A 15,808-nucleotide genomic window follows, 5' to 3' on the forward strand; every position below is an offset into this window, starting at 1 on the left:
GCGGCGGCCCGGATGTGTAGGAAAGCGGGGGCGGCAAGGGGCTGATTTGACGCTGGTTTTTTCAGCTATTATAAAGTTGCCACACGCCCCCGATTCGCGCACCGGGCGGGCCGGACAAAGGCGGCGCCTGCGTCCGGAAATGGTGCCGGTCAGCCGCATTGTTCATGGCGCTCCCCCGACCGCGACGTGCCTGCCCTTACCGGTAATAAGCAAGTTTCAGACCCGGCCCTGGCCAGCGGCATTTGGCGAGTTTGCCGGTTGTCGACAATGTGATCCAGGCGTCTTGCATGTCGGGGCCGCCGAAACAGATGTTGGTTGTCAGCAGGTCGGGGAAGTCGAATTGTTCCCGTTCGCCGGTTTCCGGGTGGATGCTGGCGATACCGGGCGCCTCGAGCAGGGTGGCCACGCAGATATTGCCTGCCGCATCGACGGCAAGGGAATCGAGGAGGGTGCGGCCCGGAAAGCTGTGGAGGACGTTGCCGGGAAAGGCGGGCACCGGGCTGGGTTCGACCTCGCCCGGCCCGGTAATGTTGAAGGACAGCAGCAGGCGTTCATTGGTGAGGGCGGTGTAGACCGTCCTGCCATCGGGAGAGAGGCCGACACCGTTCATGTTGGGACCATGCGCGCACTGTTTGATTTCCGAGCCATCCGCACGCGCCCAGTAGAGCCCGCCATGGTCGTGCGCAGTGCCGCGCACCTTGCCAAGGTCGGTGAACCAGAAGCCGCCCCCTGAATAATCGAACACGATATCATTCGGCCCGGACAGGCTCTGGCCGTTCCAATTGTCGTAAAGCGTGGTGACGGCGCCGGTTTCGAGGTCGATTCGTTCGATGCGGCCGCCAGAATAATCCTCCGCCAGCATTCCGGGGATCAGCAGGCCGTCCATGTCGTCATATTGAAAACCGCCATTATTGCAGCAATAGAGCGCGCCGTCGGGGCCAATGGCGAGGCCATTGGGCCCGCCGCCAGGTTCCGCCACCGTCGTCCGGGTGCCGTCCGGCGCGATGCGGGAGATGCGCCCGGCCGCGATCTCCACCAGGATGATGCCGCCGTCCTTCATCCAGACCGGCCCTTCGGGGAAGCGAAGGTCATCGGCGATGATTGTATGATCGATGTTCATCTGCTGGTGCTTTCTGTGCGTATCGCGCTCGATTTTGAGGGGACCGTCATACCGGCGGAGGCCGGTATCCACTTCCTGCGATGGCGTCCTGTTTTGAACTCAAGAAATGGGCCCCGGCCTGCGCCGGGGTGACGCGAAGCGGAAAGCGCGGGATGTGTTTGTCACAAGCCGCTCATGCCTTTTCGGCTGCCGCGGCGACATATTTGTCCTTCAGCAGGCGTTTATAGAGTTTTCCGGTATCGTGCCGGGGCAGTGCCTTTTCGAAATCGATGGAGCGCGGGCATTTGACGTGGCTCATCCGCTCACGCGCAAACGCCATCAGTTCCGCGGCGAGGTCTTCGCCCGCATCGGCCCAGTCGCGCGGCTGTACAACGGCCTTCACCTCTTCGCCGAATTCCTCATTGGGGACGCCGATAACGGCAACGTCCTCGACCTTGGGATGCATGATGAGGACATCCTCGGTCTCCTGCGGATAGACGTTCACGCCGCCGGTGATGATCATGTAGGCGGCGCGGTCGGTGAGGAACAGATAGCCGTCCTCGTCAACATAGCCGATATCGCCAAATGTGGCGCCATGTTCAGCGTGCCGGACGCTGGCGGTCTTTTCCGGGTCGCCATGATATTCGAATTCGCCGCCACCGGCAAAGAAAATGCGGCCTTCGCGGCCCTGCGGCAGCAGATTGCCATCATCGTCAAGGATACGGATCTCGCCGAGCAGCGCCTTTCCCACCGAACCAGGCTTTTTCAGCCACTCCTCCGACGTGATGGCGCAAAAGCCGGTTCCCTCTGTACTGGCGTAATATTCGAAAATGACCGGACCCCACCATTTGATCATCCGGTGTTTCACCTCCACCGGGCACGGCGCGGCGGCGTGAACGCAGACTTCAAGGCTGGACACGTCATACCGGCCGCGAACGTCGTCCGGCAGTTTCAGCATGCGCACAAACATGGTCGGCACGACCTGAGAATGCGTCGCGCCATAACGCTCGACATTGACAAGATATTGTTCGGGATCGAATTTCCGCATGACAACGACCGTGCCACCAAAGCGATGCACACTCATGCAATAGCGGAGCGGAGCGGCATGGTAGAGCGGTGCCGGACTGAGATAGGTCATGCTGTCGCGAAAATCGTACAGCGTCTTCACCAGCATCAACAAGGCGTTGGGTTCGTTCAAGGGCCCCTCTGGCAGCGGTCCGGTCACGCCCTTTGGCCGGCCCGTCGTGCCGGACGAATAGAGCATGTCGCGGCCCTGGCTCTCATCCGCGATCGGCTGCGGCGGCATCTTCGAAAGCTCGTCGGCGAGCGGATCGAATCCGGCGATATCGCCGTGGATAGCGAAATTACCGCCGGGCGCCGACAATTTGCCCGCGGTCGGCGCGAGAGACGCGCTGGCGATAAAGATCTTCGCCCCGGAATTTTCCAGAATATAATCCGCCTCGTCGACGGACAATTTTGTCGAGATGGCGACGAACAGCAGGCCGGACCTCTGCGCCCCCCAGCAGAGCGGAAGATATTCCAGGCAGTTTTCCAGCATGAACGCGACGGCATCGCCGCGCGTCAGCCCCTTGGCGCGGAAGAACTGGGCGGCGCGGTTCGACATCGCCTCCATCTCCGCATAGCTGAGCGTTTCGCCGGTCCCGGCCATGATGATCGCGGGTTTTTCGGGCGTCGCCGCCGCGTGGATATAGGGGTGCAAGCCGATGTCCTCCGATGTGCGTGTGCCGTTCCGTGGGCGGACAATAGCGGCCGCGGCGCGCGGGATCACCGCTGACAAGCGTCAGGATGGGCTGATCATTCCTTCGCGGCGGGAAACCAGTCCGTCTCGATCCGGTGATAGCGTTCGGTGAAGTGCGCGACCTCCCTCAGGCGGTCCTCGTCAAGGATCGTCACGGTCGAGCCGGTCCGTTCGATGAGGCCCTGGTCGGCAAGTTCCCTCAGCATGCGGTTGACGTGGACATGGGTCAGACCGACGGCGTCGCCGATATCCGCCTGTGTCATGTGGAGTTCGACCTCATTGCCGAAATCCTTGTTGGTGACGCGCAGTCTGGACGTGATCTCAAGCAGAAGCGAGCCGATGCGCGAGAGGCCGTCCGTGCGGCCGATGGAGCGCAGCCTGTCGGTAAGCGACACGTTTTCCAGCATGCCCACGGAATAGAACAGCGCAGCGAGGCGGGGGTGCACCTCGAAAAGGGTGGTCAGCGAGCTGCGCGGGAAGCGGCAAAGGCGTGCCTCCCGCACGACGGTGACCGTGGAAATCGCGGTCGTGAAGGGAATGTTGGACGTGCCGACGATGTCGCCCGCGAAATGCAGTTTCAGGAGGGCACGGCCACCATCGGCCAGGACCGTCGACGCGTGAAGGCGGCCGGACTGGACGATGTAAAGGGCATCCGCCTCATCCTTGTCCTCGGCGTAAAGGACAGTGCCCGCCTCGTAAACCTGCGGGCTTTCCTCAAGGACCAGCAAATCAAGTTTTTCGCGTTCCGTCAGCTGCAGATAATGGTCGAGCTTGTTGATGAAGCAACTGTCCGAAACGCCTGACATATGATCTAACCCCCTGTTTGCCTGACGCCCTAGCACGTTTCCGTTCTGAAAGTGAAAGAGGTCGTCGCGCACATCAATAACGCGGGCCGTCCCAATTCGGTTGCCCGGTTTGAAATATTCCCTGCAAATCCGCTGCCGCCTGTGCCAAGGAAACGCGACGTGGAAGGGGGACATCATGTCGACAGGAAACCTTATCTTTGTGGGCGCAGCGTGCCTGGCGCTGGCAGCGTGCGATTCCGGCAATGACGCGCGCGAGGCGTCGCGCGGCGAGGGCCGCGAAACGGCATCCGGCGCATTTGGCGAGACTGGCAGCGGCGGCTCCTATTCCGTGCGCGAGGATGGCGAGGAAACGACGCTGACAGTGGCGACGGACGGAGAAAACGGCGACGTCCAGATTCGCAGCGGCGGCAGTGCCGGTGCGTATCTACCGGATTTCGCGCCGCTTTATCCCGGAGCCGAGATCGACCCTGACGCCGCCGGCGCGGCCGCCGGCATGATGAGCGCTCCGGGCGGCGCGTTCAGCCAGAATATGGGCGTGGAGGGCGACGGTTTCGAGGGCGGCATGGTCAGTTTCAGCAGCGACGACGAAGCCGCCGATATCGTCGCATTCTACCGGGCGCGCGCCAGGGACGCGGGGCTGGAAGTGGAAAATATTATGGACACCGGGTCCATGCACGTTTTCGCCGCCAGCCATGCGGGCACCGGTCGCACGTTGCAGGTCATGGTCTTTCCCGGACATTCGGGGAGCGGCAGCCAGGCGATGCTCATCGCCGGGCGGCAGGCGCCCTGATTTTCATCGTTAACGCGAATTAGCCGAATTTCTGAGGGCGATGTTAACGCTGTCAGGCCTATCCTGTCACCTGATCAGGGGCATTTTGATCAAGGTAAAAGGCAATGACGATCTGGGCCAATCCACAATTCTACACGCGCGCGTTTCCCGTGCTGGTGCTGCTGTGCGCAACGATGGGCGTCCTCACCTACGCCTATGGCGTTCCGTCCGCAGCGCTTAACTGTTTCCTTGCCGTTGGCTTTGGCGTGCGACTGAATAATTATCTGGAGCTGAGCCGCGTGCGCGAAGCCGAAGAGCAGGCGGTGCAGGGCTGGGAACGGCTGCGCGGGCCGGTACAGGCGTCGATCTAGGCGGCCGCCGGAATTTCCGGCGAATCCTTAACAGTGGCCAGCCAGCTGCTCGCGCGCTGGTTCAGGCGGACTGCGACCGCTTCACATCATAGCTCAGCTTCATAGCAGCGCTGGCGCATCAGGTGCATGGAGCGACCGGGGTCGCGCAGGCGCCTGATCCGCGCCGCCATGCCGCCGCGCTCAATATCCGGCGCGGCGCACCGATCCTGTGTGAGGGCGGCTTCTTTCGTGCACTTCGCGGCGCGCGATGATAGGTCTGCCATGACAACCATGGAGACGTGCCGATGAAATTGCCGATTCTCGCGTTTGCCGCCGCCCTTCTGATTGCGCCCGCCCAGGCCGCCGAGCCGGACAGCGCACAGGGCAAAGCGGCGCTTGAGCTTTACCGGGACATTATTTCGATGCGCACCGCGGCGGGCCAGGGTCAGGTGCCGAGACTGGCCGCGCGGGTTGCCAGCGACCTGAAAGCGGCCGGCTTTGCCGATGAGGATATCCGCATCGAACCGATGGACGAGACGGTGTATCTGATCGCGAAATACGCGGGTACCGGCCACCGCGCGCCGCTGGTGTTCATGGCGCATATGGATGTCGTCGATGCGCTGCCGAAGGACTGGGTGCATGACCCGTTCACGCTGCGCGAGGAGAAGGGAAATTTCCTGGGGCGCGGGACTGTCGACAATAAGATGGGCGTGGCGCATCTGACGCGGGCCTTTGCCGATCTGAAGGCGAGCGGCTTCACGCCCGACCGCGACCTGTATCTGGCGTTTTCGGGTGACGAAGAGACGGGGATGAAGACGACGGAGGCCCTGGCCGCCGCGCTGGCGCGGGTGAAGCCGGAATTCGCGCTGAATTCGGATGCGGGCGGCGGCATGATCGACGCCGAGGGAAAGGTGCAGGGATACGGCCTGCAGGTGGCCGAAAAGACCTATGCGACTTTCGACGTCACCATCACCAATGCGGGCGGACATTCGAGCCGACCGCGCGCGGACAATGCGATCTACGATCTGGCGCTGTTGCTGCGGCGGGTCGAGGGACTTCAGTTTCCCGTGCGCGCGAATGACGTAACGCGCGGGTTCATTCGCGCGATGGCGGAGGCCGCATCGCCGGGGGCGGCGGCCATCATGCGGCGCTTTGCGGACGATCCGGCGGATTCGGCGGCGGCGTCGGCGCTTTATAATGACTGGGCGACGCGCCCGAACGTCGCCACAACCTGTATCGCCACCATGCTGGATGCGGGGCATGCCGAAAACGCACTGCCGCAATCGGCGAGCGCCGCGATCAACTGCCGCATTTTTCCGGGCGTCGAGGTGGCCGAGGTGCAGGCACGGCTGGAAACGGCCGGCGAAGGCATCGACAATGTCAGCTGGGCCGTGCGCGACGAGCCGACGGCCAGCCCGATATCGCTGCCGCGCGCCGATGTCACCGCCGCCGTCGAAGCCGCGCTTCAGCGGAAATATCCCGGTGTGACCGCAACCCCCTATCAGGAGGCGGGCGGGACCGACGGCATCTGGTTCCGCCGCGCGGGCATTCCGACCTATGCGGTCTCGCCCATCTTCATGCGCCCCGAAAATGGCGGCCTGCATGGACTGGACGAGAACGCTCCGGTCGATAGTTTCTATTTCGGACTGGATTACTGGCCCGCGCTCATCCAGAGCCTTGCCAGCAGATAAAAGGAGTTAGGATGAAACTCGCAAGCCTGAAACAGGGGCGTGACGGCCGCCTGGTCGTCGTGTCGAAAGATCTCGCCTGGTATGCCGATGCAACGCATATCGCCCCGACCCTGCAGGCCGCGCTCGACGCGTGGCCGGAAACGCGGCCCCAGCTGGAAAAGCTGGCCGAAGACCTGGACCATGAGGCGATCCCGCGGGAACGGTTTCACGAACGCGACGCGGATTCGCCGCTGCCGCGCGCCTATCAGTGGGCCGACGGCAGCGCCTATGTGAACCATGTCGAGCTGGTGCGGCGTGCGCGCGGTGCGGAGCTGCCGGAAAGCTTCTGGACCGACCCGCTGATGTACCAGGGCGGCAGTGACGGCTTCCTTGCCGCGCGGGACCCGATCCCGCTGGCCGATGAAAGCTGGGGCTGCGACATGGAGGCGGAGATTGTCGTGGTGACGACGGACGTGGCGCAAGGGGTGACCCCGGAGCGCGCGCTCGACCATATCGCGCTGATTGGCCTCACCAATGATGTGTCGCTGCGCAACCTGATCCCTGCCGAACTGGGCAAGGGGTTCGGGTTCGTCCAGTCCAAGCCCGCCAGCGCGATGTCACCCGTTTTCGTCACGCCCGACGAGCTGGGCGACGCCTGGACGGGCGGCAAGCTGCATCATGCGCTCAAGGTGGATTATAATGGAAAGCCGTTCGGCCGCGCCGAAGCGGGTGAGGAAATGACCTTCGACATGGGTGTCCTTGTCGCGCACCTGGCCAAGACGCGCAGCCTGGGCGCGGGAACGATCATCGGGTCCGGCACCGTGTCCAACCGCGATCCCGACAATTCGCCGGGACGGCCTGTCGCCGATGGCGGCAAGGGCTATAGCTGTATCGCCGAGCAGCGCATGGTCGAAACCATTGCGCATGGCGAGCCGAAAACGGAGTTCATGAAGGTCGGCGACAGCGTGCGCATCTGGATGGACGGCGATGATGGCAAGCCCATCTTCGGTACCATCGAGCAGGACGTGGTGCCGCTGGAAACCAGTGCGATGGGCGGCGCATGAGCGACCGCATCCTCTATGACTATTGGCGATCGACCGCGGCCTATCGCGTGCGGATCGTGTTGCACCTGAAGGGGCTGGAACACGATCACAAATCCGTCGATCTGGTGAAGGGCGCGCAGTCCGGTGTCGGTTTCAAGATGCTGAACCCGCATGGCCGGGTGCCCTATCTGATCGATGGCGAGGTGGGCCTGAACCAGAGCCTGGCCATCTGCGAATATCTGGACGAGGTCTATCCCGAGCCCACGATCCTGCCCGGCGATGCCGCCACACGCGCGCGCATTCGCGGGGCCGCGCAGATCATCGCCTGCGATGTGCATCCGCTCAACAATCTGAGCGTGCTCAACTATCTGAAGGGCGAGCTTGGTCAGGACGAGGACGCGGTTCGTGACTGGTACCATCACTGGATCGACACGGGTTTCCGCGCGCTGGAAGAGCAGGCGGAAGCGGCAGCCGGCCCCTATCTGTTCGGCGACCGGGTCACGCTGGCGGACATCTGCCTTGCCCCGCAAATGTACAATGCGCGGCGTTTCCGCATGAATCTGGAACCCTATCCCGGGCTGGTCGAGATCGACAAGAAACTGCTGGAACATGACGCATTCAGGGCCGCCCGGCCGGAAGCGCAGGAGGATGCGAACTGATGGCGAAATGGCTGGTGAAGTCGGAACCCTTCAAATGGAGCTGGGCGCAGCAGAAGAAGAAGGGTGTGGAACCGTGGGACGGCGTGCGCTCCTATCAGGCGCTGGGCAATATGCGGGAGATGAAGCTGGGCGAGGAGGTGATGTTCTATCACTCCAACAAGGGCCTGGAGATCGTCGGCATCTGTTCGGTCGCCAGGGAATATTATGACGACCCGAATGACGAGAAATCCGGGCTGGTGGACCTGAAGGCGGAACGCGATATGCCGTCACCGGTCACGCTGAAACAGATCAAGGCGGACGGGCGTTTCGATGAGGTGGCGCTGGTCAGGCAGTCGCGGCTGTCGGTGATGCCGATCCCGGATGACAAGTGGGACGAGCTGATGGAGATCAGCGAGGCGGGGGCCGCGTAAGGCGCCGTCCGCGTGGACCCAGTCAAATGGTTTTCGGTCCTGCGACCGCCATTCCGGCGAAAGCCGGGATGACGTTTGTTAAGGGATGGTGCGTCCTTCGACGGCGCTCAGGATGTCCGGGTTCCGGGGGGCACCGCGAAGAGGCCCGGCCTTAGCCGGGCACATCCGCTTTTTCGAACCCATTCCAGCAGCCATCATAGTCGGACTGTAGCAGGTCCGTCTCCATGGCCCATCCCGCCGGGCGAAACGCGTACCGGCTTTCGAACATGAATGCCATGGTGTCCTCGATCTTCACGGGCTGCAGATCGGCTTCCACGGCCTTTTTGTAACTGGCGGCATCGGGGCCGTGTGACGACATGCAATTGTGCAGACTTGCGCCGCCGGGCGCGAAACCGCCGGATTTCGCATCATAGTCACCCGTGATAAGCCCCATGAATTCCGACATGATATTGCGGTGGAACCAGGGCGGCCGGAATGTATTTTCTGCCACCATCCAGCGCGGCGGGAAGATGACGAAGTCGCAATTGGCGGTTCCAGGCGTGCCCGACGGGCTGGTCAGCACGGTAAAAATACTGGGGTCGGGATGGTCGAAACTAACTGTGCCGATCGTGTTGAATCGCGTCAGGTCATAACGGTAGGGCGCCAGATTGCCGTGCCAGGCGACCACGTCGAAGGGCGAGTGCCGAACCTCCGTTGCCCACAACGCGCCGCAATATTTCTGTATGAGTTCATAGGGCTCGTCGGTATCTTCATACGCCGCCTCCGGCGCCTCGAAATCGCGGGGATTGGCAAGGCCGTTCGCGCCGATTGGACCAAGGTCGGGCAGGCGGAAAGTGGCGCCGTAATTCTCGCACACATAACCGCGCGCCCTGCCGTCCGGAAGGTCGACGGAAAACCGCACGCCGCGGGGGATGACGACGATATGCAGCGGCGCGGCGTCGATGATCCCGAATTCGGTGCGGATGCGAAGCGCGCCGTCCTGCGGCACGATCAGCATTTCGCCGTCGGCATTCATGAAAGCGCGGCGGTCCATGTTCCTGTCGGCGCTGAACATATGAACGGCGATGCCGTGCTGCGCGTCGGGACTGCCGGAGCCTGCATAGGTTGTCAGGCTGTCGAGGAAGTCCCCGGCAAACTGCCGCGGCGCGTCCCAGCGCAGGCGGTTCGGGTTGGGCGGGGTCTCGGTGAATGGTCCCGAGCGCAGCGCCTGTGCGCCGGCATAGGGCACATATTGGGCGTGCGCCGCGGTGGGTCGCAGGCGATATAGCCAGCTGCGGAGATTTTCGTGGCGGGGGGCCGTGAACGCGGTGCCGGACAGCTGCTCCGCATAAAGGCCGAAAGACACGTTCTGCGGCGAGTTCTGCCCGATAGGAAGCGCGCCGGAAACGGCCTCTGTCGACTGATGATTCTGGAAGCCTGTCAGCATGTGATCTCGCTTTCGCCTTATGATTATCGGCGGCGCGCGGGCGCAAAAGCTGTTGCGGCCCGCGGGGCCTGCGCCCCCGCCCCTCCCCAAGGGGAGAAGCGGGGGTTTGCCGGATTTATACCGTTTCCCTGGCGTCCGCCTTCAGAACGCCGCGTTCCATCTGGTCGCGTTCGATGCTTTCGAACAGCGCCTTGAAATTGCCTTCGCCGAAGCCGTCATCCTTCTTGCGCTGAATGATCTCGAAGAAGACGGGCCCCATCAGATTGCCCGTGAAGATCTGTAGCAGCAGACGCGGATCGTCATTTTCCGTCGAGCCGTCGAGCAGCAGGCCGCGTGCCTTCATCTCTTCGACAGGCTCGCCGTGATTGGGCAGGCGCTCTTCCAGCATGGAATAATAGGTTGCCGGCGGCGGCGTCATGAAGGGCAGGCCGTTGGCGCGCAGCGTATCGATGGTCTGGTAGATGTCGGGCGTCGACATGGCGATATGCTGGATGCCCTCACCGTTGAAATCCATCAGGAACTCCTCGATCTGGCCGCCACCTTCCTTGGCTTCCTCGTTGAGCGGGATCTTGATCTTGCCGTCAGGGGCGGTGAGCGCCTGCGACGTCAGGCCGGTATATTCGCCCTTGATGTCGAAGAAGCGGATTTCCCGGAAATTGAAGAGCTTCTCGTAAAAATTGGCCCAGAATTTCATACGGCCGCGATAGACATTATGCGTCAGATGATCGATGACCTCCAGTCCCGCGCCGACAGGGTCGCGGTCCACGCCCTCGAAATATTTGAAGTCGATATCGTAGATATTCGCTTCATTGCCATAGCGGTCGATGAAGTAGATGAGGCTGTTGCCGATACCGCGGATGGCGGGAAGTTTCAGTTCCATCCAGCCCGTATCGATCCTTGCGGGCTCGGCGCCATTGGCAAGGACGTGCTGATAGGCGGCGTTGGCGTCAGCCACGCGGAAGCCCATCGCACATGCGCCCTCATTATGTTCCTCCGCAAACCAGGCGGCCGGTGAGTTCGGTTCGCTGTTCAAAAGGAAGTTGATGCCGTTCTGGCGATACAGCGTGACGTCTTTCGACCGGTGCTGCGCGATGGGCGTGAACCCCATCTGACGAAACATCTTGTCGAGCTTGTCCTTGTCACCGGCGAATTCGAGAAATTCAAAACCGTCGAGACCGGCGGGGTTGGCGTGGATATCCGTCATGACAAGCTCCTAAATGAATAAGTTTCAAATGTAACCAATTTTCCTGTTCAAGTCAATGCAGCACCCATGTAACGATCATGACATGAGCAAAGCTCCCCAGATCCTGAAACTCGACGATTTTCTGCCATATCGGCTATCGGTCGTGTCGAACCTCGTCAGCCGCGTGATCGAGGAGACCTACATGGAGGACGGCCTGAAACAGGCGGAGTGGCGCGTGCTTGCCGTCGTGGCGGAAGCGCCGGGCCGGACCCAGCGCGATGTCGCGGCACGCACGCGGATGGACAAGGTGACGGTGAGCCGCGCTGTACAGGCGCTGTCGGAAAAGGCGCTCGTCACACGTGCCGCAAACCCGGCCGATGGCCGCTCTCAACTGCTGACCCTGACGAAGACGGGCGATGCGATGTATCAGCGGATCATGCCGGCGGCGCAGGCAAAGGCGCTGACCATCTGGGACAGGCTGCCCGCGGGTGAAGGCGACGCGCTGTTCGAAACGCTGGCGACCGTCGAGGCCGCCGCCCTCGCCGCTGCCAAGGAATGAGCTTCAAGCCCGTTTGGATCGCCATCGGCCTGACGCTGTTCGCGCTGCTGAAGATAATTCCGGCGCCGGACGGCATGTCGCCGGAAGCATGGACCGTTGCCGCGCTGGGGCTGCTGATGCTCAGCTGGTGGGTCAGCGAGGCCGTGCCGATCCCGGTCACGTCGCTCTTGCCGCTCGTCATCCTGCCGCTGTTCGATGTGCTGAGTTTCAAAGAGGCCGCACCGCCCTATGCGAGCCCCATCGTCCTGCTGCTGATGGGCGGTTTCATTATCGCGAAAAGTGTCGAGACCTGGGGCCTGCACACGCGCTTTGCGCTGGGCATTGTGGCAAGATCGGGTGCCAGTCCGGCGGCGATGGTGGGCGGCTTCATGGCCGCGTCCGCCCTTCTTAGCATGTGGATATCGAATACGGCGACGGCGATCATGCTGACACCGATCGCGCTGAGCGTGGCGCAGCGTTTGCGCGGAGATGGATGGCAAGGCGCGCCGGTGACCATCGCGCTGCTGCTGGGCGTGGCCTATGGCTGCTCCATCGGCGGCATCGGCACACCCATCGGGACGCCGACGAACCTGATCGTGCTCGGCTATCTGGAGAATGAGTTCGGGCGCAGCATCGGTTTCGCCGACTGGATGGCCTATGGCATCCCGATGGTGCTGGTGCTGCTGCCGCTGGCGTGGCTCGCGCTAACGAAATTGTCCCTGCGTGTCGCCGACGACGCCAATAGTCCCGCACAGGACGTCATCGCCGATGAGCGCGCGAAGCTGGGCAGGATGACGACGCCCGAACGGCGCGTTGCCACCGCCTTTGCCGCGATCGCGCTGGCGTGGATGTTCCGGCGGCCCCTGACCGAGATGACGATCGGCGGCGCGCAGCCGTTTGCCGGGGTGACCGATCACTGGATCGCCATTGCCGGCGCCATCCTGTTTTTCCTCGTCCCTGCGGGCGGCGGCGAAAGGCGGGCCCTCCTGAGCTGGCCGGAAGCGGAGCGCATTCCCTGGGGTGTGCTGCTGCTGTTCGGCGGCGGCCTGAGTCTGGCGGCGGCGATTACCGCGACGGGCCTTGGCGAGTGGATGGGCGCGCGCCTGACGATCCTCAATATGCTGCCCCTGATCCTGCTGATCGCGGCGCTGACCACCTTCGTGATTTTCTGGACGGAGATTACGAGCAATGTCGCAACGGCAAGTGCGCTGATGCCCGTTATCGGCGCGGTTGCGGCGGCTGGCGGGGGCGACCCGCTGTACCTGGCCATGCCGGTTGCGGTGGCGGCGAGCTGCGCCTTCATGCTGCCCATGGCGACGGGGCCGAACGCCATAGCCTACGCATCGGGAGCGATCAGCATGCCGCAGATGGCGCGCGCGGGGCTGATCCTGAACCTGCTGGCGATTGCGGCGATCAGCTGCGGTTCAGCGCTGCTGCTGCCCATCCTGCTTGGATAGGCCCGGATCGAAAGGGGGCCGCCCGAATGGACGACCCCCATTTCATTTTGCAATGTCAGCGACGGACTAGAACTTCGTCCGCACCGTCAGGCCGTACATGCGCGGGTCCTGCGGGAAGGCGGAGCGCGATCCCGAGCGCAGGACGGTATTGAACGTCACACCGCGCGTGATCTCGTTGGTCAGATTGGTGACCCACGCCTCCACAGCGAACAGGTCGTCCTGACTGCCGATACCGGCGCGCAGATTGATCTTCACATTGCCGTCCTGCACGTCGAACGGCACCAGCGCCGTCGTGCCCACCTGGTCCGGCGTTGCCGCCAGCGCGCGCGCCTGTGTCGAGGTACGGCGGTCGCTTTCCATACGCAGCTGCCCGTTCAGGAAGAAGTCCAGATTGTCGCCAATGTCGCGGGCATAGGTGGCGCCTGCGATGCCGACGAATTCAGGCGCGTTGGTCAGCGAGTTGCCGCATAGCGTGATGACATTGGGCGTCACCTGATCGCCCGCGCAGTCATCAGGATATCTGGCGTCCACATAGGTCAGGCCGGCGTTGAACGTCAGCTCGTCGGTTGGACGGATATTCGCCTCGATCTCGATGCCCTTGGTGTTCGCCTTCGGAACGTTGAACGTCTGGAACTGCGCACCGGTGAATTCCAGAACCTGGAAATTCTTGAATTCCTCAAGGAACAGCGCGACGTTGAGCGTGACCGCATCGTCGATCAGACGCGCCTTCATGCCGACTTCATACGCATCCACCTCTTCGGAATCGAAGCGCGGATCGGCACCGCCGGCCGCGGCGGTCGAATCGAGGTTGAAGCCGCCCGACTTATAGCCATGCGTGAAGCTGGCATAGACGCTGACCGGCTCGTCAAACTCATAGGACACCTTGCCGGTGTAGATCAGTTCCGTATCGCTGAACGTGTCGTCGAACGGACGCGGCAGCGGGAACGGGTTGGCATCGCTGCCGATGGCCGGCGCGGTGAATGCGAAACAGCCAAGGCCGAAGACATTGCTCACCAGCGGCGCAGGCACATTGCCCGCGCCGATCGCTCCCAGGATTGCCGGGCAGAGCGGATTGTTGATTTCGGGCTGGAAAAAGGAGCCGTCCTTCGACTCATCGGAATAGCGCAGTCCGACGGTCAGTTTCAGCCCGTCGACGACCTCCAGCGAATTATGCGTGAAGAGCGACCAGCTTTTGCTCGACTGCGAATAGGCGTTCGATGCGGAAACGACCGAAGGGTCGATGCCGCCCGACAGCACCGTCAGCGGGTTCGCGCCAAAGGCACCGCCCGTCGGCGCGAAGAAAAGCGCGCCAACCAGCTCGCCAAAATCCTCGCCAAGGTTGAACTTGGCGACCTGATCGATGCTTTCATCGGAATAATAACCGCCGACCAGCCATTCGAGCGCGCCGTCGAGAAATTCACCCTGCACACGCAATTCATGCGTCATCGTGTCGATCTGCGTGTCGCCGCCCGACACGACATTGAACACATCGAGACCGGAGAAGTCAGAATCATACCCGTTATCGGCCCGGTATTCACGATATGAACCGATGTAGATAAGGTCCGCGAAATCCCCAAGCGGGACGCTGATCTCGCCAGTCACACCCCATTGGTCGATGTCGGCGACGGGCAGCGTGTTTGACGTCGAAATCAAATCGTCGAGGGCGCGCTGGGCGCCGCGCGTGTCGAACGCGGACACAGCCCGGTTTGGGGCGGCCATGCCGCCGCGCGCGCCAAGACCGACAGCCGCGAACAAATTGTTCGTTTCAACCGGCGATGCCAGCACCTCAATGGCCGCGCCAAATGACGCCGTGCTCTTGGAATAATCGGCGATCAGGCGTCCTTCGATACCGCCGGATGTCTCAAATCCGAGCTGACCGCGGACGAGATACTGGTCGACTTCGTTCGAATCGCCGAGGTCGTTGCCGTCACGGTCGATGACGTCGATATAGCCATCGCGCGTGCGATAGGCGCCGGTCAGGCGCAGCGCCAGCGTGTCCTGCACGATTGGCACGTTGACCGCGCCCTGAATGCTGATGTGATCGTAATTGCCGTAAGTCGCATTGGCGAAGCCGCCAAACTCGTTGAGGTCGGGACGGACATTCGTGATGTTCAGTGCACCAGCGGACGTGTTGCGACCGAACAGCGTGCCTTGCGGGCCGCGCAGAACCTCGACACGCTCAACATCGACAAACTCGCCAAGGGCGATACCCGGGCGCGACTGATACGCGCCGTCGATGAAGACGCCGACTGCGCTTTCAAACCCGATATTGTTCGACGTTGTACCGACGCCGCGAATGCGCAGAACAACGGTGCCGGAAGCGGTCTGCGCATTGGAGCTTGAGAAGCTCGGCGACACTTGCGTGATCTGCGTGACATTATCGACGCCCTGTCGCTCCAGCTGGACCGGCCCCACGGCGGTGACGGCGATCGGCACATCCTGGATGTCCTGCGCGCGGCGGGTCGCTGTCACAATAATGACGTCATCGTCGGCGTCTTCTTCAGCAGCAGCGGCGGCGGTGCCGGTATCGGCGTCCTGCGCCATGACCATGGAGGACGACATCAGGGCAATGGAGGCCGCCGATGCAAGAGCGGCGGTACGCACAAATGCAGATCTCATATTCAAAACTCCCAAGGATG

15 protein-coding genes are annotated in these 15,808 nt (G+C 62.5%); 8 read left to right on the plus strand and 7 right to left on the minus strand.

Features of this window, described 5'->3' with window-relative positions:
• Positions 1-196: 196 nt before the first annotated feature.
• The 3 genes from KCG44_RS13715 to KCG44_RS13725 form a co-directional block, all read right to left on the minus strand.
• Complete coding sequence (locus tag KCG44_RS13715) at positions 197-1,120, minus strand: SMP-30/gluconolactonase/LRE family protein (RefSeq protein WP_218446684.1); 924 nt, start codon at positions 1,118-1,120, stop codon at positions 197-199.
• 172 nt (positions 1,121-1,292) lie between these two features.
• Entirely contained in the window at positions 1,293-2,819 is a 1,527-nt protein-coding gene (locus KCG44_RS13720; RefSeq protein ID WP_218446685.1) for an AMP-binding protein, read from the minus strand.
• Between the two features lie 95 nt (positions 2,820-2,914).
• Positions 2,915-3,664 (minus strand): Crp/Fnr family transcriptional regulator, encoded by a 750-nt coding sequence (locus KCG44_RS13725; RefSeq protein ID WP_218446686.1) that lies wholly within the window; start codon positions 3,662-3,664, stop codon positions 2,915-2,917.
• 175 nt (positions 3,665-3,839) lie between these two features.
• Here KCG44_RS13725 and KCG44_RS13730 point away from each other — a divergent pair, with 175 nt between their 5' ends.
• A complete protein-coding gene (locus KCG44_RS13730; protein WP_218446687.1) occupies positions 3,840-4,454 on the plus strand; it encodes a hypothetical protein in 615 nt (204 codons plus the stop codon).
• 104 nt (positions 4,455-4,558) lie between these two features.
• Positions 4,559-4,804: a hypothetical protein gene (locus tag KCG44_RS13735; RefSeq protein WP_218446688.1), complete on the plus strand. Its 246-nt coding sequence runs from the start codon at positions 4,559-4,561 to the stop codon at positions 4,802-4,804.
• Positions 4,805-4,890: 86 nt separating this feature from the next.
• On the opposite strand, the gene KCG44_RS13740 is transcribed toward KCG44_RS13735, so the two are convergent.
• The gene (locus KCG44_RS13740; RefSeq protein ID WP_218446689.1) at positions 4,891-5,067 is read right to left on the minus strand and encodes a hypothetical protein; all 177 of its coding nucleotides are present in this window, start codon (positions 5,065-5,067) and stop codon (positions 4,891-4,893) included.
• A gap of 21 nt (positions 5,068-5,088) precedes the next feature.
• Here KCG44_RS13740 and KCG44_RS13745 point away from each other — a divergent pair, with 21 nt between their 5' ends.
• The 4 genes from KCG44_RS13745 to KCG44_RS13760 are packed head-to-tail and all read left to right on the plus strand — an operon-like array spanning position 5,089 to position 8,565.
• Positions 5,089-6,474 carry a M20/M25/M40 family metallo-hydrolase gene (locus tag KCG44_RS13745; protein ID WP_218446690.1) on the plus strand — a complete coding sequence of 462 codons (1,386 nt, stop codon included), beginning with the start codon at positions 5,089-5,091 and terminating at the stop codon, positions 6,472-6,474.
• Between the two features lie 11 nt (positions 6,475-6,485).
• Positions 6,486-7,517, plus strand: a complete 1,032-nt coding sequence (locus KCG44_RS13750; RefSeq protein WP_218446691.1) for a fumarylacetoacetate hydrolase family protein — start codon at positions 6,486-6,488, stop codon at positions 7,515-7,517.
• Positions 7,514-8,155, plus strand: a complete 642-nt coding sequence (gene maiA, locus KCG44_RS13755) for a maleylacetoacetate isomerase (protein WP_218446692.1) — start codon at positions 7,514-7,516, stop codon at positions 8,153-8,155. Before KCG44_RS13750 ends, maiA begins: the two co-directional genes overlap by 4 nt.
• Entirely contained in the window at positions 8,155-8,565 is a 411-nt protein-coding gene (locus tag KCG44_RS13760) for an EVE domain-containing protein (RefSeq protein WP_218446693.1), read from the plus strand. Before maiA ends, KCG44_RS13760 begins: the two co-directional genes overlap by 1 nt.
• Positions 8,566-8,716: 151 nt before the next feature.
• Here KCG44_RS13760 and hmgA read toward each other — a convergent pair whose 3' ends face one another.
• Complete coding sequence (hmgA, locus tag KCG44_RS13765) at positions 8,717-9,991, minus strand: homogentisate 1,2-dioxygenase (RefSeq protein WP_218446694.1); 1,275 nt, start codon at positions 9,989-9,991, stop codon at positions 8,717-8,719.
• A 115-nt stretch (positions 9,992-10,106) separates the two neighbouring features.
• Entirely contained in the window at positions 10,107-11,195 is a 1,089-nt protein-coding gene (gene hppD / locus KCG44_RS13770; RefSeq protein WP_218446695.1) for a 4-hydroxyphenylpyruvate dioxygenase, read from the minus strand.
• Positions 11,196-11,277: 82 nt separating this feature from the next.
• On the opposite strand from hppD, the gene KCG44_RS13775 reads away from it, so the two are divergent.
• Positions 11,278-11,733: a MarR family winged helix-turn-helix transcriptional regulator gene (locus tag KCG44_RS13775; RefSeq protein WP_218446696.1), complete on the plus strand. Its 456-nt coding sequence runs from the start codon at positions 11,278-11,280 to the stop codon at positions 11,731-11,733.
• Complete coding sequence (locus KCG44_RS13780) at positions 11,730-13,169, plus strand: SLC13 family permease (RefSeq protein WP_218446697.1); 1,440 nt, start codon at positions 11,730-11,732, stop codon at positions 13,167-13,169. Before KCG44_RS13775 ends, KCG44_RS13780 begins: the two co-directional genes overlap by 4 nt.
• A 66-nt stretch (positions 13,170-13,235) precedes the next feature.
• Here the strand turns inward: KCG44_RS13780 and KCG44_RS13785 are convergent, their stop codons facing one another.
• Complete coding sequence (locus KCG44_RS13785; protein ID WP_255536589.1) at positions 13,236-15,788, minus strand: TonB-dependent receptor; 2,553 nt, start codon at positions 15,786-15,788, stop codon at positions 13,236-13,238.
• Positions 15,789-15,808 lie beyond the last annotated feature (20 nt).

The sequence above is a fragment of the Pacificimonas pallii genome, from assembly GCF_019204005.1.
In the GTDB taxonomy this organism is placed as follows: domain Bacteria; phylum Pseudomonadota; class Alphaproteobacteria; order Sphingomonadales; family Sphingomonadaceae; genus Pacificimonas; species Pacificimonas pallii.

Bases quoted from the DNA above. Each gene is read 5' to 3' on its own strand.
- KCG44_RS13715 (WP_218446684.1), bottom strand. From the start codon at position 1,120: ATGAACATCGATCATACAATCATCGCCGATGACCTTCGCTTCCCCGAA.
- KCG44_RS13725 (WP_218446686.1), bottom strand. From the start codon at position 3,664: ATGTCAGGCGTTTCGGACAGTTGCTTCATCAACAAGCTCGACCATTAT.
- KCG44_RS13730 (WP_218446687.1), top strand. From the start codon at position 3,840: ATGTCGACAGGAAACCTTATCTTTGTGGGCGCAGCGTGCCTGGCGCTG.
- KCG44_RS13735 (WP_218446688.1), top strand. From the start codon at position 4,559: ATGACGATCTGGGCCAATCCACAATTCTACACGCGCGCGTTTCCCGTG.
- KCG44_RS13740 (WP_218446689.1), bottom strand. From the start codon at position 5,067: ATGGCAGACCTATCATCGCGCGCCGCGAAGTGCACGAAAGAAGCCGCC.
- KCG44_RS13745 (WP_218446690.1), top strand. From the start codon at position 5,089: ATGAAATTGCCGATTCTCGCGTTTGCCGCCGCCCTTCTGATTGCGCCC.
- KCG44_RS13750 (WP_218446691.1), top strand. From the start codon at position 6,486: ATGAAACTCGCAAGCCTGAAACAGGGGCGTGACGGCCGCCTGGTCGTC.
- maiA (WP_218446692.1), top strand. From the start codon at position 7,514: ATGAGCGACCGCATCCTCTATGACTATTGGCGATCGACCGCGGCCTAT.
- KCG44_RS13760 (WP_218446693.1), top strand. From the start codon at position 8,155: ATGGCGAAATGGCTGGTGAAGTCGGAACCCTTCAAATGGAGCTGGGCG.
- hmgA (WP_218446694.1), bottom strand. From the start codon at position 9,991: ATGCTGACAGGCTTCCAGAATCATCAGTCGACAGAGGCCGTTTCCGGC.
- hppD (WP_218446695.1), bottom strand. From the start codon at position 11,195: ATGACGGATATCCACGCCAACCCCGCCGGTCTCGACGGTTTTGAATTT.
- KCG44_RS13775 (WP_218446696.1), top strand. From the start codon at position 11,278: ATGAGCAAAGCTCCCCAGATCCTGAAACTCGACGATTTTCTGCCATAT.
- KCG44_RS13780 (WP_218446697.1), top strand. From the start codon at position 11,730: ATGAGCTTCAAGCCCGTTTGGATCGCCATCGGCCTGACGCTGTTCGCG.
- KCG44_RS13785 (WP_255536589.1), bottom strand. From the start codon at position 15,788: ATGAGATCTGCATTTGTGCGTACCGCCGCTCTTGCATCGGCGGCCTCC.